This window comes from Microbispora sp. H10836 (genome assembly GCF_012999525.1).
Classification (GTDB): Bacteria; Actinomycetota; Actinomycetes; order Streptosporangiales; family Streptosporangiaceae; genus Microbispora.
Genome location: NZ_JABBWU010000004.1, coordinates 153,476 through 171,488, shown reverse-complemented (window position 1 = coordinate 171,488; position 18,013 = coordinate 153,476). Strand labels below are relative to the sequence as shown.

Here is an 18,013-nt window from a genome sequence, read left to right as displayed (position 1 = left end):
CCGTAGGCCGGGCCCGTACACGATCAGCCGCCGGCGCCGGCCGTGGGAAAGCGCAACGCGAGAAGGGCGACGTCGTCGGTGGTCCCGTGGGGTATGCGTCGTACGATCTCGTCGCACACGTCCTCCAGTGGGAGGTGGGCTATGGCCGCCGCCTGCGCCCGCAGCCGGGCCAGTCCGGTGGCCAGGTCGCTGCCGGGACTTTCGACGAGGCCGTCGGTGTAGAGCACGAGGGTGCTCCCCGCGGGCATCGGCTCGACGGCGTCGCGCCTGGTCGACTCGATACCCAGCCGGAGCCCGAGCAGTAGGTCCTGCCTGTGTTCCAGATAGCGGGCATGCCCGTCAGGGGTGACCAGCAGGGGCGGCGGATGCCCGGCGTTGCTCCAGCGCAACTGCCAGGGACCGTCTTCGGTGCCCTCCACACGCGCCAAGATCATCGTCGCCATGGGCACGTCCGTCACGGCCGACATCGCCTCATCCACGCGGCTGACGACCAGGCTGGGCGACACGCAGCGGTCCCACGCCAGCGTGCGCACCATGCTGCGCAGCTGGGCCATCTCAGCGGCGGCCGTGATGTCGTGGCCGACCACGTCACCGATGACCAGGGCGGTGACGCCGTCGGGCAGCAGGAAGGCGTCGTACCAATCACCCCCGACCTGAGACCCCACCGGGGCCGGCAGGTAGCGCGCGGCCATCTCAAGGTGGCCCACCTGCGGCAGCGGGGCCAACAGGTGACGTTGCATCATTTCGGCCACCTCGCGTTGCCGGCCGAACAGGCGCGCATTGCCCACTGCCAACCCCGCGCGCCGTCCGATGTCGGCGACCAGCGTCACATCGGTGGCGTCGAAGGGGCGGGCCGGGTCGGTGCGCGCCACGGTGAGAGCCCCCAGCACCTGCCGCTGGGTGCGTAACGGCGTGATGATCGCCGAGACCGCCCCCCGGGCAGCGAACAGCTCACGCTGCGCGGCGGCCATGCCGGAGTCTGATTTGCCGGCGATGTCGCCGGGCCCCAGCAAGACGGTCTCGCCCCGATCCAGCACCCGCGCCAGCAGGGAACTGGAGGGCTCGGGCAGCGGGAAGCCCTGCGCCTCATTCGCAGGAGGGATCACCACCACCCGCTCCACCTCGTCATGATCGATACGCAGATCCACCACCGCCCAGTCGGCCAGTCGCGGGACGATCAACCTGCCCAGCCGTTGCAAGGCCTCGTCCACTTCCAGAGTCTGGGTCAGCACAGAGGTGATCTCGGTGACCAGCGTCAGGCGGGCGTTGAATTCCTCCAACATCGCCAGATGGCCGGCCTGCTGACGAGAGAGGTTCAGCCGCTCGGTGATGTCGGTGAAGACGACGATCAACCCGAGTACCTGTCCGCCCTGCAGTATCGGAGCGGCCGACAAGGAGACCGGCAGCAGGCTGCCGTCACCTCGTAAGAAAGTCGACTCTTCGCCACGCGCCGGACGATGGTGCACCAGCACCCCCATCAGCCGACAGGTGGAGCGAGGAGTCAGCCCGTCGTCAGCGCTCCTGTGCAGCAGATCGTGGGCATTGGCGCCCAGCATTTCCGCCACAGGACGGCCCAGCAACGCCGCGGCCTGCCGATTCGCCATAGTGATACGCCCGGCATGATCAGCAAGATAGATACCCGCCCCCGCGCTGTCGAAGGCCGCCTGCAGCAACCTCTGATCGGGTAGCCCGACATGGCCATACGCGCTCGGCAGATGCCGCATCATCGCCGCCCTGCCTTCTTCCGGTCCATCACTGCCTACGCTCTACCCGCCGACACGCGGAGCACGCGGGGCGAACCCGCGGCCATATCGCGCAGGCCGGCTCCCGTGCAGAAGCCGGAGGGTCCCATCTCGGCGAGGCCTGGGCAATGCTCGTCGAGCAGGCCAACCATAGTGGGTCATCCCAGCGAAACGCCGCTCTCAGCGCCTGCACATCGCTTTCGACGCGACCTATCCACCGACTGTAATCACGGCACCAGTGTCAGCGAGTGCGCAGGGCCGGCGATGAACTCAATAGTCAAGGACGATGATCAAAGTTTGGCGCTATTGACCCGAGGTGTTATTCATAGGATCAGGTGATGACCCTTGACCTGTTCGCAGGAATCCCGGTGGCCGACTACGCGGTGGCCCTGAGGTGGTATGAACAGCTGCTGGGTTCCCCGCCTGCGTTCTTCCCGAACGACACGGAGACTGTGTGGGAGCTGGCGGAGCATCGATACATGTTCATCGAGCAGCGGCCCGAGCGTGCCGGCTACGCCATTCACACGATCTTCGTCGATGACCTCGATGCGCTCGTCGCGCGAATCGCCCATCGAGGACTGGACCCGGTGGAGCAGGAGACCTACTCGAACGGCGTGCGCAAGACCACGTACCGCGATCCCGACGGGAACGAGATCGGGTTCGGCGGCGCTCCACTATGACGGGCCCGGCTCGCCCTCGGTAGGGCCGGGCTCTCCCCGGCGCCGCCGCGCGGCCTGACCGAGAGCGCAGACCCAGCGTCGTCGCGACTCGAGTGGCGTCCTTGCTCTCGCCATGTCACGCACAGGCGAATGCCCCGCGGCTGCGCGTCGACCTGAAGACGTGTCCCACCTGTCGTATATGGCCGTGTCCCACGCACCTGGCCTTGTACGACGAAACGGAAGAGAGCTGCGGTCATCGAATTCCTGTCGCGTCGGCCACCGATGAAACGAGCCGTCATTCCGAGGGCTCGGTGATCCTCACCGGCGACCGTAGAGCGACCACGGACGTTTACGCGTGGTGGAGCCAGTCCGGGTGGTCACGAGCAGCGTTCTGTCTCACGTTCATAGCCGACCTCACGCCTGAAGAGGTGCTGAGCCGACTGGGCCTCACCGAGGACCCCGGACAGGAAGGCTTCGCCACCATCGAAGTCGGCCGTGCGCCCGGTGGATCGATCATGGCGGAGTGCGGCCATGCCGGGATTTTGGGTGACGTGGTGCACGCCCTGTCGCAGGGCACGTCGATCGCCAGTGTGGAGCGCAATGTCAACCACCACTCCCACTTCGTCCATGCCGTGGACGGCCACGTCGTCACGCGGCTCGTCCCGATGTTCGCCCACTGGAGCGACAGCACCGACCCTGAACGGCTGAAGCAGGACCTCGAAGAGTTGGGCATGCTCTGGGATTTCGACCCCGACCCCGAGGTCTTCCCGCCATATATCGAGGGCGCTCTGGCACTAGCTGAACGACGTACCGGCGTCCGGCTGGAACCCGGCCACCTCCGGCCTGGCGGCTTACCTCACCGCGCCTCTATAGCCCGCTACTACGAAAGCGCTGAAGGCACATCCCCGAGGCTCGCGCGGCGCATGAAAGAGTGACCATGTGGTCGGCCACCCGCCTGAATCCGTCAACCGCTGGCTCGCGGTTTGGGTTGTGAACAGCTCCTACGCCTGTCAGCCCGAGCAAGGCGAAGTGCGGTGGCTGTGGGCGCAGACGGCCATGTACGCGCTTGCCAGAGCCGAGGCCGCAGGTCTGGACGCCATCACCGCCAACGTGCGCAGATTCCACCTGCGCGCGTATCTGATCGGGAACCTCGGCCCCACAGACGCACCGCTTCTCAATCCGGATGCCCTCGCCATGGACATTCTCACGGCTCTCCCGCTGCAGCTGCGAGACGCCGCACAGTGGGTCACCAACTGGCGGCAGCGGCCCCACACAGAGATCTTGGCCCTCCGTCAGTGCAAAAATCTGCTGGCGCCGGCCCAGGGCATCCGTGGCCATCTTTCAGTGACGCCTACAGCAGAAGCGCTTGATCAGTGGCTGGCTCTCCGCGAGCGACTTCCCTGACCGCAGATCGGATCATGTACGAGCCCTGACCGGCATTGAATTGGTCGACAGTATCGTTCTGAAACGCGCCCGCGGCTCCGGGGAAGCAGGTCCAAAACCTGTCGCTCCTGCTGAGTGATCGGCCTACTCTGGCCGTATGGCCCACGGGAAAACGTCTTTCGTCTGTTTGCCGTGCCGTGCCTCGTACAAGCAGCCATATCCAGGCCCGGGCCCTGACGATCGGCGCTGCCCCCGGTGCGCCCGGCCGCTCATCCATGTCGGATCCGCCTTCGCGGCTCCGCGTCGTAGGGACAGCGCAGGCTGGCGTACCCTCTCGGTGCTGCTGCACGCGGGTGTCCGTTTCAACAAGAGTTGTTGCGGGGGCCCTGGTTACCGCCCACGCTCGCTCAGCGAGGTGCGCGCACGTATGACGTACGCCCGGAGAACCGGAGAACCCTTCTCCAGAGCTCTGATACGCAGCGAACTGCCCTAGCCAAACCTGCCGTCAGAAGGAGAAGCCGTCGAAACGTCGCCCGTGAATGCGCTACGAGACCCGCAGGTCCACGCAGGTTCGGGAGCGACCGCGTCGCGGCAGGTTCACGTTGAAATCACATGACCGACATCGGCGTCGATCCGAGACTGTCCGAATGCCCGCCGCAGAACTCAGCGAGCCCGAATATCTCCGCCACGTCGAACACCTCGCCCGCAAGGTGGTCGCCATGGCGAAAGAGGAGGGTTGGCTCTCCCACGGAGATGATCCGGCGGAGCTCACACCGCTCCAACAGGTGATCAGCCAGCTAGACGACCAGATCCGCCACCATCACTTCGCCGGCGACGGCTGCGTCGACGACTCCGAGCTACCGCTCATGAAGCTCGCGGGGATCGTCGTTCTCCGGCCGGAAGCCATGCCTGCGGGTATGGCGGGGACGTACGACGAGATTTGTGCCCGGCTGGGAGTCGACGCCCGGCCCGAGGGTTGGGCGATCTGGAACACCTGGGCCGCGGACGGACAACCCGTGTCGATCGTCATGGTCGATCTGGAGGGGACCGAAGGCGTGCTCATGAACTGGACGCGAGGCATCGAGGTCTACCCGGTCACCCCGCTTCCCGCTCAGGTGGTGCTGGCTCGGCAGGGATGGGTCACGCCGATGACCCTCTCCCCGCTCAGCGCACGCAAGCTCGGCACCACCCGGCCCGTCTGCTGGTCACCCGCGGACGGGTGATCGCCGGACAGGGGTGCTCAGGTGACGGTCTGGGTGGGACGGTCGAGCGCTTCGGGGGTGTCGTCGTCGATGTCGTCGTCGATGAGGAAGCCTCCGGACTGGTGGTGCCAGAGCCGGGCGTAGGGGCCGTCGGCCTGGAGCAGTTCGCTGTGGGTGCCCTGCTCCACGATGCGTCCCCGATTGAGCACGACGAGCCGGTCCATGCGGACGACGGTGCTCAGGCGGTGCGCGACCACGAGCGCGGTCCGGTCCTGCATCAGCTGCCACAGGGCCTCCTGGACGAGGATCTCGCTTTCGGAGTCCAGGGCGCTGGTCGCCTCGTCCAGCAGGAGGATGGGGGCGTCGCGCAGGATGGCGCGCGCGAGTGCGATGCGTTGCCGCTGGCCGCCGGAGAGCTTGACGCCGCGCTCGCCGACCAGAGTGTCGAAGCCGTCCGGCAGGGCCTCGACGAACTCCGTGACGTGCGCCGCCCGCGCGGCCCGGAGGATCTCGGCATCGGTGGCGCCCGGCCGGGCGAACGCGAGGTTGTCGCGTACGGACCGGTGGAACATGGCGGGTTCCTGGGGGACGTAGGCGATGAGGCCGCGCAGGTCCGCCTGACGTAGCCGGGCGATGTCCTGGCCGCCGATCAGGATCCTGCCTCCGTCTATGTCCATGAGACGCAGCAACAGCCGGGTGAGGGTGGTCTTGCCGCCACCGGACTGGCCGACCAGCCCGATCTTGGCGCCGCTGGGGATGTCCAGGTCCAGGTCCTCGAACAGGAGCGGGCCACCGCCGTGCGCGAACCTCACCCGTTCGAAGCGGATGCCCGCGTCGGCCGGGCGCAGTGGTTGCGGCTCGACCGGATCCACCACGGTCGGCGGTTCGAGGAGCAGTTCGGTGAACTGGGCCGCTTCGGTGAGCACGCTCTCGATGCGCCGGTATATCTGGTTGAACTCGAACATGATGCTGATCGTGTTCGAGTAGTAGGTGAACGTCACCACGATGGCCTCCACGCCGAGACCCCCGCGCAGCGCCACGGCGAGGAGCAGGCCCACGGAGCTGGTGAGCACCGACAACGGGGCGACGACGGTGTCCACCTTGAGATTGCCGTAATCCCAGGAACGGAGCGTCAACCTGCGCTGCTCGGCGATCCTCGCTCGATATTCCGCGGCTTCGCGTTCCTCGGCGGCGAACGAGCGGACCGTCTCCATGTTGGCCAGCACGTCGGCGACGTGCCCCGACACCAGCACCCTGGCGGCCTCGCGTTCGTCCACCAGGGCCTGGCGGCGGCGAATGAGCGGGGCGACGAGGAGTCCGGTGACGATGATGAGGCCCACGAGGACGAGGACCAGCAGCGGGTGATATCGCCACAGCACCACCGAGGCGAAGAGCAGGGGCACCAGCTTGGCCATGATCGAGAAGGTGAGCGTGTCGACGAACTCCTCGAACCTGGAGGAGAACCCGATGACCCGCTTGGTCAGCGAGCCGGCGAAGTTGTCGTGGAAGAACGCGGCGTCCTTGGCCAGCAAGGCGTCCATGCCCACCACACCGAGCCGCTCGATGCCCCGGGCGTCGGTGCGGTTCAGGAAGTGCAGCCCCACCCGCCACAGCGCCTCGCCCGCCAGCAGCATCGCGCCGAAACCCAGCACGTACGGCAGGAGCGCACCGACGGAGCCGTCACCGCCTTCGGACAGGTGCCCCACGAGCCCGGCCACCGCCAGCGGTGCCAGGTAGAACAGGCAGATGTTCCCCATCGCCGGCAACGTCAGCGTGGGCACCGCGACCCGCCACTGACGCCTCAGCTCGGCGCAGTAGTAGCGCAGCACCAGCAGGACCGCCGATTTCCGCGCGGATGGGCCGTCTCCGACCTCCTCACCTGATCCGAGCACAGCCATCAGCCCCTCCCGAATGCCGACGTCGCCGTGGCCATGCTGCCGCAGTGCTCAACGGAAGGGCGAACGATTTTCCTGTCACTCCACTACCAAGAGTGACCGGCCCGGGGGGATCCGAGACGCCGGCGCGGTTCCCCGACCGGCCCGGAGGCGGGACAATGGGCATGGTCCCGCGTTTCCTGTGCGGCCCGGATGGAGCAGGGCGGCGCGATGATGGCCACCTCCTCGATCGCCGGCGGCGTGTACGGATGGGAGGAGCACAGCCACTACGCGGCGGCCAAGGCCGGCGTGCTCGGCCTGTGCCGTTCCCTGGCCGTCGAGCTGGCACCGCGCGGGATCCGCGTGAACGCGGTGATCCCCGGGCTGATCGAGAGCCCCCAGTCGCTCGACGAGGTCAACTCCCTCGGCCCGCGGGGCCTGCGGGAGGCAGAAAAGATCATCCCGGCCGGACGGGTGGGCACGGTCGACGAGGCGGCCCGGGTGATCCGGTTCCTCACCTCCGACGACGCCGCGTACGTGACCGGGCAGAGCGTGATCGTGGACGGCGGGCTCACCGTCCGCTGGCCGAACTGAGGGGGAACGGACCATGGGAGCTCTCGACGGCCAGGTCGCCGTCATCACCGGAGCGTCGAGCGGGATCGGGGCCGCGACGGCCCGGCTGTTCGCCGCGGAAGGCGCCCGTCTCGCCCTGCTCGACGTCAGGCCCGTCGCCGGGGAATTGCTCGGCCTCGGCACGGCCACGGGCCACGTCACGGGGCACGTCGTCGACATCACCGACGCGGCCGCCGTCGAGCGCGCGACGGCCGAGGTGGCGGAGCGGCACGGCCGGATCGACGTGCTGGTCAGCGCGGCCGGCATCCTCGACGAGGTCCCCTTCCTGGAGATGACCCCGGAGCGCTTCGACCGGACCATCGCCGTGGACCTGCGCGGGGTCTTCCTCGCCGCCCGCTACGCCGCGCCGTACATGGTGGAGGCGGGCCGTGGCCGCATCATCAACATCGCCTCCCAGCTCGGGATCAAGGGCGGCACGGGCCTCGCCCACTACGTCGCCGCCAAGGCGGGCGTGATCGGCCTGACGAAGGCCCTCGCCCTCGAACTCGCGCCGAAGGGCGTGCTCGTCAACGCGATCGCGCCCGGCCCGATCGTGACACCGCTCATCGACGGGCTGTCGGAGGAGTGGAAGCGGAGCAAGGCCGCGGAGCTGCCGCTCGGCAGGTTCGGCCGGCCCGAGGAGGTCGCGCCGACCGCGCTGCTTCTGGCGAGCTCGCCCGGCGGGGACATCTACGTCGGCCAGACGCTCGGTCCCAACTCCGGCGACGTGATGCCGTGAGCACCCGGACGGAAGACGGATCCCGGAAGGCGCGCGTCGTCGTCATCGCGACCGGCGGGACCATCGCGTCGAGCAGCGAACCCGGCGGCCCGGCGGTGGCGCGCAGGACCGCCGCGCAGCTCCTCGGCTCCACCGGCTACGGGGACGTCGAGGTCGAGGGCCGCGACCTGTTCAGTCTCGGCTCCTACCTGCTCGGCCACCACGAGCTCCGCCTCATCGCGGAGGCCGTCGCGGCGGAGGTCGCCAGGGACGACGTGACCGGCGTCGTGGTGACCCACGGCACCGACACCATGGAGGAGACGGCGTTCCTCCTGGACCTCGTCCACCGCGGCGACAAGCCCGTCGTCCTCACCGGCGCCCAGCGGGCGGCCGACCAGCCCGACAGCGACGGGCCGCGCAACCTCCGGGAGGCCGTCGCCGTCGCCGCCTCTCCCGATGCGCGCGGGTGCGGCGCGCTCATCTCCTTCGCCGGGCGGATCTTCGCCGCCCGGGGCACCCGCAAGCACCACACCGTCGCCGCCCAGCCGTTCAGGACCCTGGACGGCGGTCCCATCGGCCGCGTCGACCCGACGGGGGTACACATCACGACGAGGCCGGTACGGCCGGCGCCGCTGGACCCGCCCGGGCCCCGCTTCGACGACACCCGGGTGGACGTGGTGACGGTCCACCCGGGCGCCGACGCCGCGCTCGCCCGGGCCGCCGTACGCGCCGGAGCGCGGGCGGTCGTGCTCGCCGGGACCGGCGTCGGCAACGCCAACCACGCCCTGCTGGACTGGATTACCGAGGCGGTGGCCGGGGGAACGGTCGTGGCGCTGTCCACCCGGGTGGCCGAGGGGCCCGTCGTGCCCACGTACGGCAACGGCGGCGGGGTGGACCTCGTACGCGCCGGGGCGCTGAGCGTCGGCGGGCTGCCCGTCTACCAGGCGAGGCTGCTGCTGGCGCTGCTGCTCTCTCAGGGAGTCTCCGTCACGCGGCAGGCCCTCGCCGCCCATGTCTGACCCATCGACACCAAGAGAAGAGGATGCGCTGTGGCCAAGGAAATCTTCGTAGCGTTCGGGATCGACGTCGACGCGGTCGGCGGCTGGCTCGGCTCGTACGGTGGTGAGGACTCCCCGGACGACATCTCGCGCGGCCTGTTCGCCGGCGAGGTGGGCGTCCCGCGGCTCAACGCCCTGATGAAGAAGTACGACCTGCCGTCGACCTGGTTCTGGCCGGGTCACTCCATCGAGACCTTTCCCGAGCAGTTCGAGCAGGTCGTGGCCGCCGGACACGAGATGGGCGTGCACGGCTACAGCCACGAGAACCCGATCGCGATGAGCCGCGAGCAGGAGTCGACGATCCTCGACCACTGCATCGACCTCATCGAGACGCGCACCGGCCGGCGCCCCACGGGGTACGTCGCGCCGTGGTGGGAGTTCTCGCCGGTCACCAACGAGCTGCTGCTCGAACGCGGCATCAAGTACGACCACTCGCTCATGCACCGCGACTTCGAGCCGTACTACGTGCGCGTCGGCGACACCTGGTCGAAGATCGACTATGACAAGGACGCCCGCGAGTGGATGAAGCCGCTCGTGCGCGGGCAGGAGACCGACCTCGTCGAGATCCCGGCGAGCTGGTACCTCGACGACCTGCCGCCCATGATGTTCATCAAGACCAGCCCGAACAGCCACGGCTTCGTCAACCCTCGCGACATCGAGGAGATGTGGCGGGACCAGTTCGACTGGGTCTACCGGGAGTCGGAGTACGCCGTCTTCACCATGACGATCCACCCGGACGTCTCGGGCCGTCCGCAGGTCCTGCTCATGCTGGAGCGCCTCATCGAGCACATCAACAAGCACGAGGGCGTCCGGTGGTGCACGTTCGACGCCATCGCGGACGACTTCAAGGCCCGCCGCCCCCGGGCGTAACCGTCTCGGCGAGGGAGCGCGAACAGGATGTGCAGTGCCTGGCCCATCTCCTGGTCCCGTCGGGATGGAACGAGCTCGAAGCGTCGCTGCGCGACCACGAGCACGGGACCGGCCACGAGGACGACGCCTCCCGCACCCGCCCATGGGCCATGGAAGAACCGGCGGCCCCGGCGCTGACACGGTGCCGGGGCCGCCGCATGCCGAGGCCGCCGTGTGCCACCTGGATGAAGCGGCTGGGGGCGACGAGGACGCGTGATTTCTGACCGGAGTGGCTGACACCGATCGCCGATGCGCATACGTGATCTTCGGGAAGACAACCGCGGCTGCTTCTCGGACGTGTAGCACTCGCACCTCCGCGTTTCAGTCACCTCGTATGCCTCAGGAAGGAAGTCCCGTGGCCATCAAGTTGCCGGGCGGACGCACCATCGGCGTGATGACGGCCGGTGCCCTGGTCGGGTCGCTTCTGGTTCTGGGTGGCGCGGCCACCGCTTCGTCGGCGAGTGACGCCGTGTTCTACGCGTGTGTGAACAAGAGCACGCGGTACATGCGCCTGGTGAACGCGACCACCACGTGCAAGACGACCGAGACCAAGGTGTCGTGGAACAAGACCGGCCCGCAGGGTCCGGTGGGCATCGGCGGCACCGGTCCGCAGGGTCCCGCGGGTCCGCAGGGTCTGCGTGGTCCTCAGGGCATGCGCGGCCCGCAGGGCATCAAGGGCGACACCGGCGCCGCCGGTCCCAAGGGCGAGCCCGGCAAGGACGGCACACCGGGCAAGGACGGCAAGGACGGCGAGCGCGGTCCCGCCGGCCCCCAGGGCGAAAAGGGCGAGCGTGGCCCCGCGGGTCCGCAGGGCCCGAAGGGCCAGAAAGGTGATCCGGGCACGCGTGGTCCGGCAGGCCCCGCAGGTCCGGCGGGCCCCGCAGGCCCGGCCGGTCCGGCGGGGGGAGCCGCCAACGTCATCACCAAAGCGGACGCCCTCTATCTGCCGGCCAACGGTGGCAGCGACGAAATCATGTGCCCGGACAACATGGTCGCCACGGGCGGCGGCTTCATCACGGGCAGCAGCGCGAGCGCGCCCCACATCACCACGAACGCGCCGTACCTCGTCAACGGCGAGGCGGTCGGCTGGAGGCTCTACGGCAAGTCCGTGGCCGGCACGATCTACGTGCTCTGCATCGGAGGCTGACGGCGCGGCAGGCCGGGCGGTGGCGGGGAACCGGCACCGCCTCGGTCCCGGCGACGAGGCGTACGGCGGCCGGGCGTAGGGGGCGCCGCCTTCACGGCCGTCCGACGAGGTGCGCGCCGGTGGCGGCGGCGATCACCCGGGTGAGCGCCTGGTGCAGGTCCTGCAGTTCGGTCAGCTCCATGCCCAGTCGCTCGACGATCGTCGCGGGCACCTTCTCGGCCTGCCGGCGCAGCGCGCGTCCCTCGTCGGTCAGCACCACCGCGAGCGAACGCTCGTCGTCGCTGGCGCGGCGGCGCTCGACGAGACCGGCGGACTCCAGGCGCTTGAGCAACGGCGAGAGCGTGGCAGGCTCCAGCTGCAGCAGCCGGCTGAGGTCCTTGACCGACAGCGGCGCGTGCTGCCACAGGGCCAGCATCACCAGATATTGCGGGTGGGTCAGCCCCATCGGTTCGAGCACGGGCCGGTAGAGGCCGATGACCGACCGTGAGGCGACCGCTAGAGCGAAGCAGACCTGGTTCTCCAGGGCCAGCGGGTCGACGGTGTCGCCAATCTCACTCACTACGCACCTCCACTGCCATGCTAGCGGGTTAGTACACTAATGATTAGTGGACTAAGCGCCAGCGCCGAGAACACAGGAAGTGTCATGGCCCGTAGGAAGAGTCTCGAAGAGCGCATCGCCGACCGCGTCGCCAAGCGCCCGCCGATGAAGGACAGCAAGCACTTCGAGCACGGCCCCGCCAAGTGGATCTTCGCCAGCGTGCTGGTGTTCGCGGTGCTCGTTCACTTCGTCATCGTCGGCATCGTCATGCTGCTGGGCAACTGACCGACAGCGGCACGAGGGACGCCCGGGCGACTCCCGCGCTCCTCGCGTGGCGCGGAGAACGGGATCGGGCCCGCGGCACGGTCGCCGCGGGCCCGATCGATTCACGGGTCAACCGGTCGCGACCGGTGCGGTCACGGGCTGGTGCAGGTGATCGCCGGGGTGGCCGAGGACCCTCCGGCGATGAAGCCGAAGGTCGTGCTTCCGTTGGCCGCGACCGAGCCGTTCCAGGCCTCGTTGCGCACCGTCACGGCGGAGCCGGAGCCCGACCGTACGCCTCCCCAGACCTGGGTGATGGTCTGCCCGCTTGGCCAGGTCCAGTTCGCGGTCCAGCCGTTGATCGAGGAGGTGCCCGCACGCACCGTGACCTCACCCTGCCAGCCGCCGGACCAGGAGTTGACCACGCGCATCGTCGCCGAGCACGGGCCGGTCACCCCTCCGGACGGCGAGGGGCTCGGGCTCGGAGACGGGCTCGGGCTGGTGTTGGGACTCCCGCTGGGCGAGGGGCTCGGGGAAGGGCTCGGGCTCGGGGAAGGGCTCGGAGACGGGCTGTTGTCGGTCAGGACAGGAGTCGTCCAGTCCCTCCACTGCGACAGGTTGCCGGACTTCCTGGACGAGATCCGGAAGACACCGGCGGCGTTGCCCGACTTCACCAGGAACTTCTGGATGTTCTGCTGCAGAGGCGTCCGCCATTCCGACCTAGTGGCACAGTGGGTGCCGTCCTGCACGTCGGACCAGTAGCTGATGTCGTCCCCCGCGCCGAGCGCCTTGTAGACCTCCGCACCGGCCAGCGCCGCCACGCTGCCCGACTGGGCGCCCAGCCAGTCGACGTGGGGGTTCTCCATGATGAACAGCCCGCGCGGGGCGATCATCCCCACCATCTCGTGCGTGTCGACCGGCAGCTGGCTCGGGTTGCCGGTGAAGGAGCCGAACGCGTCACCCAGCCACGGCTGCTCGGAGTAGGCGCTGCTCAGCGGCTGCGCGCCGCTCTCCTGGGCGACGCCGCGCAGGATGGGAACACCGGCGCTGCCCGACTCGATCGGCATGGTCAGCGCGATGCGCTGGTCGAACACTCCGGCCGTGAAGGCGCCCTTGCCGTACCGCGAGCACCCGGTGACGCCGGTTGCGTCCGCCTTGAGGATGCTCCCGCCCGACTGCTCGATGACGTCGATGATGCGGCTCACGCCCCAGGCCCAGGCGGCGAGCAGCCCGGTGCTGCTCGAAGAGCTGTAGATGCTGTAGAAAGCACCCTGCTTGTTGTTGCGCGCCGTGCCTTCCTTGCCGACCGTGAACGGGTCGTAGCTGATGACCGCGGCACCGCTCGCCTTGATGGTGGCGGTGTCCGCGCCGAATCCGCCGTACACGATGACGGCCGGGAACGGCCCGGTGCCGCTCGGCAGGTCCACCGACGCGGAGAAGCCGGCGCTCCTGCCGTTGGCGGACACGTTCACGGTGATGCCGGTCCGCGAGACCGTGCCCGTGACACTCGCCGGCTTGCCGGGTTTCTCGCCGTAGACGTAGCGTTCGGCCAGCTTCTTGATCTCTTCTCGGCGGCACCGCCACTCCGATTTGGACGTGATGCGCTGTCCGTTGATCTTCTTGAAGGGATCGGGAAGCCGGGAGTTGGACGCCGGCGACCCCAGGTCGGGCACCGGGCAGTCGGCGCCCTCGTCCTCGACGCCGGCCGCGGCTGCCGCGACGAGCGTGGCGGCGGTGGCCTCAGCTCTGGGAATCTCTGTTGTCGCCAGGCCGAGCGAGAGCGCCGCGACGGCGCCGATGACGAGCGCGCGGCGTACGCCGGGAGTTCGGCTCCTGCCGTCCGAGTCGACGGTGCCGATCATCGGGAGCTCCCGGGGTGAAGCCGTCCGGCAGCGGGGGCGGGCATGCGTCCGGCCCGCGGCGGGCTCTCCATCGGTGCAGGCGAGACCGTGGGACGTGTCAAGGCGGCTCGTCCTTCCTCCTGGGGATCCCGGACCTGTCACCAGGTCCGGCGATCGACCACAGGCGAGTAGGGAGGTAGGTATTTTCGGAGACTTGCCGAAAACTTCCGACGCCCGCAAGGCCCAAATCTCACGAGTTGACCTTCGTCTCCGTGTCGGTGAAACAGGGCTGTTCGGGGCGATGGCATCGATGGTGCGCACAGAAGTTTCGCTTTCGTACACGAAACTTTCAGCTTCGGGGTACACCACTCCCCGTCCGCCGTGCGGAGCGCGTCGGCGACGTCTCAGGCCGCTCCGCCGGGAGGCCTCACGACATCGGCACCTCGCACTTCGAGCAGCTCGGCCAGGCGTGCCGCGTTGCGCTGGGAGTTGTCGGCGCAGCAGTTGTTGGTCAGCACGTGGGTGGTGGTCGTACGGGCGGCCAGATCGGCGATCCTGCCGGCCCAGTGCCGGAGCTCCTCCTCCGAGTAGAGGTAGCCGAACCGCTCCTCGATCACGCGGCTCGTCCACTTCTCCGAGTGACCGTGGAGGCGGACGACGGCGAGGTCGGAGGTGGCCGCCAGCACCGGCGGGACCGACGAGGGATGCCCCTGCGGCATGTCCACTCCGACGTACGGCAGGTCGTTGGCGGTCAGGAAGCCGAGCGTGCCGCTCCGGGTGGCCTCGTCCATCCAGGCCGCGTTGCGGAACTCGACGCACACGCGCATCGGCAGGCAGCGGTCACGGCATTCCAGGATGTATCGGCGGTTCGCGCCGCCCGGCGGGAACCACTGCGGGAACTGGAACAGCACCGCGCCGAGCTTCCCCGATTCGTGCAGCGGCTCCAGCGCGCCGAGGAACCGGCGCCACACCTCCTCGACGACCTCCGGGGGGAGGTCGCGCCGGTACAGCATCCGCTTGGGCTCCCCCAGCACGGCCCGCAGGTCCTTGTACAGCGCGGCAGGCCGGGTCGGGTGCCCGGTGAGCAGGGAGAACGCCTTCACGTTGAAGGTGAAGTCCTTCGGCGTGCGGTCCCGCCACAGCTCGGCCGTACGCCGGGCCGGGGGGTTGTAGTAGGTGGCGTCCACCTCGACCAGGGGGAACCGGCCGGCGTAGTGGCCGAGCCTCTTCTCGGGGGTGGATGCCTCGGCCGGATACCAGCCCGAGGCGAGCAGCGACTTGTCCGTCCAGGAGGCCGTGCCGACCAAGATCTTGCCCATGCCTTGACCTCTCCCCTCCCCAAGGGAGGGGATTCCGGCCGTCGCCGACATCGGGCCGCGAACTTCTCCGCCGGGCACGGACTCCAACAGGACATGAAGCTCACGACCTCGCTCCGTGTTGCCCTCCCCGCCGTCGCGGCCACCGCGTTGGTCTCCGCCGCGGCGCTGCCCGCCGACGCGGCCGCCATGCCGAAGTTCACCAAGCCCAAGGTCTTCGGCACGTCGTTCCAGACCGACCCCCGTCACGACTTCACCAAGCACATCTCGCCCCGGCATGACGGCATCCTGCGGGGCTGGGTCACGTATTACCGGTCCGGTAGGGCGGAATACGAGCCGATCAAGTGGGTGAAGGACACGACCGGCCACACGGAGGGGCACTTCGAGGGCCCTGCCGAGGGTGACGTCATGGCCTACGCCTCTCCCCTGGCGAAGAACGTCGTGTTCTACAGCGCCACCGGGTGCAAGGGCACCACGGTGACGGTGAAGAACGACAGTCTCGGGTCGAAGCGGTGCTCCCCGAGCGTGCTGATTCCCCGGATGAAGGCCGGCCATCGCCCGGCGCTCATCACCGTCTACCGCGGCAAGATCGTCAAGGTTCAGGAGATCTACACCCCCTGAGCGACCCCGCCGATCGCGGACGGCCGGACCCGCCTCCGGCGGCGCCGATGAGAGGCACTCACCATAATGAGGGGATGTCAACGCCGCGGCAGCGCTACCGGGACCAGGTCCGTTCGGAGATCAAGCAGATCGCGCTCGTCCAGATCGGCGAGGGCGGGGCGGCGGCGCTCAGCCTGAACGCGGTGGCGAAGCAGCTCGGCGTCACCGGCCCGGCGATCTACAAGTACTTCCGCAGCCGCGACGACCTGCTGACCGAGCTGATCCTGGAGGGCTTCGACGAGGTCGGCGCGGCCGTACGCGCCGCCGTACGGGAGGGGTCGCCGCGGGAGCGGCTGCACGCGCTGGCCCGGGCCTTCCGCGGATGGGCCGTGGCCAACCCGCACCTGTTCCAGTTGCTGGCGGGCACCCCCTCACCCGGCTACCAGGCGCCCCCGGAGAGCGTGCTGCGGGCCCGCGACGTGCTCGGGCCCTTCCTTCCGGTGTTCGCCGGGGGACGCTGCCGTCGGGGAGCCGAAGGGCTGCGGGACCAGATGCTGCGGTGGGTGGAGCGGACCCCGGCGGTGGCCGAGTGGGTGCGGGCGTTCGCCCCGGAGGGGGACCCGGCGACCGCTCTCGCCGGAACCCTGATGGCCTGGGCCCAGCTCCAGGGCGTGGTGAGCCTGGAGGTCCAGGGGCAGTTCGCCGGCATGGGCCACGACGGGTCCACCCTGCTCGCCGCCTGCGTGGACGGCCTCGCCGACATGATGGATCTGTAGGCGGCCTGTTCCGAGCGCCCGCGTCCGCCCTCCTCCTCCCGGCTTCGGCCGGTTCAGCAGTTTTGTGACACTCTGCAGGGATGGGTGGGGACAGAATCGGCGCGGCGGCTGCGGGCACCTGGAAGCTCGGCGACCTCGCGGTCAACCGGATGGGATTCGGCGCCATGCGCCTGACGGGCAGCGCGGCCTTCGACCTCGGCACGCCGAGCGACCGCGAGCGGTCGATCGCGGTGCTGCGGCGCGCCGTCGAGCTCGGCGTGAACCACATCGACACGGCCGCGTTCTACTTCTCCCGGCTGCGCTCGGCCAACGAGCTGATCAACCGGGCGCTCGCGCCGTACCCGGACGACCTGGTCGTCGCCACCAAGGTGGGCCCGGGGCGGGATCCGTCCGGCGAGTGGCTGCCGTTCGCCCGGCCGGACCAGTTGCGCGGCCAGGTCGAGGAGAACCTGCGCCAGCTCGGCCGTGACCACCTCGACCTGGTGTACCTGCGCCAGCCGGGGCTCGACTCGATCGCCGAGCACTTCGGCGCCCTCGCCGAGCTGCGTGAGGCCGGGCTCGTCCGGCACCTCGGGATCTCCAACATCCGGCCCGCGCACCTCGCGCAGGCCCAGGCGATCGCGCCCGTGGTGAGCGTGCAGAACCGGTACGGCGTGGGCGCGACGCGGAGCCGCGAGCTGCTGCGCACCTGTGGGGAGCAGGGCATCGCCTTCGCACCGTTCTACGCGATCGCCGGCGACGGCCGTGAGGCGGGTGCGAGCGGCACGGACCAGGAGGAGGTGCTCGCCGTGGCTCGCGCGCACGGGGCGACGCCCGCGCAGGTGCGGCTGGCCTGGACGCTCCGGCAGGGACCGCACGTCCTGTCCATCCCGGGCACCGGCGACCCCGATCACCTGGCCGAGAACGTGGCCGCCGCCGCACTGCTCCTCACGGACGAGGACATGGCCCGCCTGGACGCGCTCACCGAGGCCGCCTGACCGGCTCGTACGTGCCGGAGGCGGGGACGTCGGGCCGCCCGCGCCGGCCGAGTGGGTTCAGCTGGTCCTTTTCACGACGCCGTGAAATACGTCCGGAGAATCGGTCGAAAAGTAGATTTTCCGCACCGCCCTTTTCCCCGTCCCCGGAAGGTCGACGTTCACGGGGGGATCGAGTTCGATGCGGACGTTGACCGTGCTCAGCACGGAGCACGCCAGAATTCGTGCGATACGCGTTTGGACGGTCTCACTTTCACATGGCCCTCGAGCGTACCCGGCACAGGTCGAATTCCTTCCGACGACGCGGACGATTCACCTGCCGGGATAATTTCGCGACGGGATGCTGTCGCTTACGGCCGTGGATCGCCTGTTTCACGCGGGCCTTCTGAGATCATTCCAGCAC

At 69.2% G+C, this 18,013-nt stretch carries 18 protein-coding genes; 13 read left to right on the top strand and 5 right to left on the bottom strand.

Annotated elements, in window-relative coordinates; all coding sequences use genetic code 11:
* Nucleotides 1-23: 23 nt before the first annotated feature.
* Entirely contained in the window at nucleotides 24-1,727 is a 1,704-nt protein-coding gene (locus tag HHX30_RS10350; protein ID WP_169981671.1) for a SpoIIE family protein phosphatase, read from the bottom strand.
* Nucleotides 1,728-2,080: 353 nt separating this feature from the next.
* On the opposite strand from HHX30_RS10350, the gene HHX30_RS10345 reads away from it, so the two are divergent.
* From HHX30_RS10345 to HHX30_RS10330, 4 genes are all read left to right on the top strand, one after another.
* Nucleotides 2,081-2,422, top strand: a complete 342-nt coding sequence (locus tag HHX30_RS10345; protein ID WP_169981670.1) for a VOC family protein — start codon at nucleotides 2,081-2,083, stop codon at nucleotides 2,420-2,422.
* A 203-nt stretch (nucleotides 2,423-2,625) separates the two neighbouring features.
* Entirely contained in the window at nucleotides 2,626-3,336 is a 711-nt protein-coding gene (locus HHX30_RS10340; RefSeq protein WP_169981669.1) for a DUF6461 domain-containing protein, read from the top strand.
* A gap of 4 nt (nucleotides 3,337-3,340) precedes the next feature.
* Complete coding sequence (locus HHX30_RS10335) at nucleotides 3,341-3,805, top strand: hypothetical protein (RefSeq protein ID WP_169981668.1); 465 nt, start codon at nucleotides 3,341-3,343, stop codon at nucleotides 3,803-3,805.
* A gap of 626 nt (nucleotides 3,806-4,431) precedes the next feature.
* Nucleotides 4,432-5,007: a hypothetical protein gene (locus tag HHX30_RS10330; protein WP_169981667.1), complete on the top strand. Its 576-nt coding sequence runs from the start codon at nucleotides 4,432-4,434 to the stop codon at nucleotides 5,005-5,007.
* A gap of 17 nt (nucleotides 5,008-5,024) precedes the next feature.
* Here HHX30_RS10330 and HHX30_RS10325 read toward each other — a convergent pair whose 3' ends face one another.
* Complete coding sequence (locus HHX30_RS10325; protein WP_169981666.1) at nucleotides 5,025-6,884, bottom strand: ABC transporter ATP-binding protein; 1,860 nt, start codon at nucleotides 6,882-6,884, stop codon at nucleotides 5,025-5,027.
* Between the two features lie 189 nt (nucleotides 6,885-7,073).
* On the opposite strand from HHX30_RS10325, the gene HHX30_RS10320 reads away from it, so the two are divergent.
* From HHX30_RS10320 to HHX30_RS10295, 5 genes are all read left to right on the top strand, one after another.
* The gene (locus HHX30_RS10320; RefSeq protein WP_211591841.1) at nucleotides 7,074-7,454 is read left to right on the top strand and encodes an SDR family oxidoreductase; all 381 of its coding nucleotides are present in this window, start codon (nucleotides 7,074-7,076) and stop codon (nucleotides 7,452-7,454) included.
* 13 nt (nucleotides 7,455-7,467) lie between these two features.
* Nucleotides 7,468-8,211 carry an SDR family NAD(P)-dependent oxidoreductase gene (locus HHX30_RS10315; RefSeq protein WP_169981665.1) on the top strand — a complete coding sequence of 248 codons (744 nt, stop codon included), beginning with the start codon at nucleotides 7,468-7,470 and terminating at the stop codon, nucleotides 8,209-8,211.
* Nucleotides 8,208-9,209 carry an asparaginase gene (locus HHX30_RS43195; RefSeq protein ID WP_169981664.1) on the top strand — a complete coding sequence of 334 codons (1,002 nt, stop codon included), beginning with the start codon at nucleotides 8,208-8,210 and terminating at the stop codon, nucleotides 9,207-9,209. The genes HHX30_RS10315 and HHX30_RS43195 overlap by 4 nt, the downstream gene beginning before the upstream one ends.
* Nucleotides 9,210-9,239: 30 nt before the next feature.
* Nucleotides 9,240-10,118 (top strand): polysaccharide deacetylase, encoded by an 879-nt coding sequence (locus HHX30_RS10305; protein WP_169981663.1) that lies wholly within the window; start codon nucleotides 9,240-9,242, stop codon nucleotides 10,116-10,118.
* Nucleotides 10,119-10,512: 394 nt separating this feature from the next.
* Nucleotides 10,513-11,304, top strand: a complete 792-nt coding sequence (locus tag HHX30_RS10295) for a collagen-like protein (protein WP_249349890.1) — start codon at nucleotides 10,513-10,515, stop codon at nucleotides 11,302-11,304.
* Between the two features lie 91 nt (nucleotides 11,305-11,395).
* Here the strand turns inward: HHX30_RS10295 and HHX30_RS10290 are convergent, their stop codons facing one another.
* Nucleotides 11,396-11,854 (bottom strand): MarR family winged helix-turn-helix transcriptional regulator, encoded by a 459-nt coding sequence (locus HHX30_RS10290; protein ID WP_396703720.1) that lies wholly within the window; start codon nucleotides 11,852-11,854, stop codon nucleotides 11,396-11,398.
* A gap of 93 nt (nucleotides 11,855-11,947) precedes the next feature.
* Between HHX30_RS10290 and HHX30_RS10285 the strand changes: the two genes are divergently transcribed.
* Nucleotides 11,948-12,127, top strand: coding sequence for a hypothetical protein (locus HHX30_RS10285; protein ID WP_169981660.1), 180 nt, complete (start codon nucleotides 11,948-11,950; stop codon nucleotides 12,125-12,127).
* A 131-nt stretch (nucleotides 12,128-12,258) separates the two neighbouring features.
* On the opposite strand, the gene HHX30_RS10280 is transcribed toward HHX30_RS10285, so the two are convergent.
* Together HHX30_RS10280 and HHX30_RS10275 are read right to left on the bottom strand one after the other, a co-directional pair.
* Nucleotides 12,259-13,965 carry a cellulose binding domain-containing protein gene (locus HHX30_RS10280; RefSeq protein ID WP_169981659.1) on the bottom strand — a complete coding sequence of 569 codons (1,707 nt, stop codon included), beginning with the start codon at nucleotides 13,963-13,965 and terminating at the stop codon, nucleotides 12,259-12,261.
* A 383-nt stretch (nucleotides 13,966-14,348) separates the two neighbouring features.
* Nucleotides 14,349-15,263 (bottom strand): DUF72 domain-containing protein, encoded by a 915-nt coding sequence (locus tag HHX30_RS10275; protein ID WP_169981658.1) that lies wholly within the window; start codon nucleotides 15,261-15,263, stop codon nucleotides 14,349-14,351.
* Nucleotides 15,264-15,356: 93 nt separating this feature from the next.
* Between HHX30_RS10275 and HHX30_RS10270 the strand changes: the two genes are divergently transcribed.
* The 3 genes from HHX30_RS10270 to HHX30_RS10260 all read left to right on the top strand — a co-directional run bounded on the left by HHX30_RS10270 (nucleotide 15,357) and on the right by HHX30_RS10260 (nucleotide 17,613).
* A complete protein-coding gene (locus HHX30_RS10270) occupies nucleotides 15,357-15,881 on the top strand; it encodes a hypothetical protein (protein ID WP_169981657.1) in 525 nt (174 codons plus the stop codon).
* A 74-nt stretch (nucleotides 15,882-15,955) separates the two neighbouring features.
* Complete coding sequence (locus tag HHX30_RS10265) at nucleotides 15,956-16,636, top strand: TetR/AcrR family transcriptional regulator (RefSeq protein ID WP_169981656.1); 681 nt, start codon at nucleotides 15,956-15,958, stop codon at nucleotides 16,634-16,636.
* Between the two features lie 80 nt (nucleotides 16,637-16,716).
* A complete protein-coding gene (locus HHX30_RS10260; protein WP_169981655.1) occupies nucleotides 16,717-17,613 on the top strand; it encodes an aldo/keto reductase in 897 nt (298 codons plus the stop codon).
* The last annotated feature ends 400 nt before the right edge of the window (nucleotides 17,614-18,013 follow it).

Bases quoted from the DNA above. Each gene is read 5' to 3' on its own strand.
- HHX30_RS10260 (WP_169981655.1), top strand. From the start codon at position 16,717: ATGGGTGGGGACAGAATCGGCGCGGCGGCTGCGGGCACCTGGAAGCTC.
- HHX30_RS10345 (WP_169981670.1), top strand. From the start codon at position 2,081: ATGACCCTTGACCTGTTCGCAGGAATCCCGGTGGCCGACTACGCGGTG.
- HHX30_RS10270 (WP_169981657.1), top strand. From the start codon at position 15,357: ATGAAGCTCACGACCTCGCTCCGTGTTGCCCTCCCCGCCGTCGCGGCC.
- HHX30_RS10325 (WP_169981666.1), bottom strand. From the start codon at position 6,884: ATGGCTGTGCTCGGATCAGGTGAGGAGGTCGGAGACGGCCCATCCGCG.
- HHX30_RS10275 (WP_169981658.1), bottom strand. From the start codon at position 15,263: ATGGGCAAGATCTTGGTCGGCACGGCCTCCTGGACGGACAAGTCGCTG.
- HHX30_RS10315 (WP_169981665.1), top strand. From the start codon at position 7,468: ATGGGAGCTCTCGACGGCCAGGTCGCCGTCATCACCGGAGCGTCGAGC.
- HHX30_RS10265 (WP_169981656.1), top strand. From the start codon at position 15,956: ATGTCAACGCCGCGGCAGCGCTACCGGGACCAGGTCCGTTCGGAGATC.
- HHX30_RS10330 (WP_169981667.1), top strand. From the start codon at position 4,432: ATGCCCGCCGCAGAACTCAGCGAGCCCGAATATCTCCGCCACGTCGAA.
- HHX30_RS10280 (WP_169981659.1), bottom strand. From the start codon at position 13,965: ATGATCGGCACCGTCGACTCGGACGGCAGGAGCCGAACTCCCGGCGTA.
- HHX30_RS10285 (WP_169981660.1), top strand. From the start codon at position 11,948: ATGGCCCGTAGGAAGAGTCTCGAAGAGCGCATCGCCGACCGCGTCGCC.
- HHX30_RS10350 (WP_169981671.1), bottom strand. From the start codon at position 1,727: ATGATGCGGCATCTGCCGAGCGCGTATGGCCATGTCGGGCTACCCGAT.
- HHX30_RS10320 (WP_211591841.1), top strand. From the start codon at position 7,074: ATGGAGCAGGGCGGCGCGATGATGGCCACCTCCTCGATCGCCGGCGGC.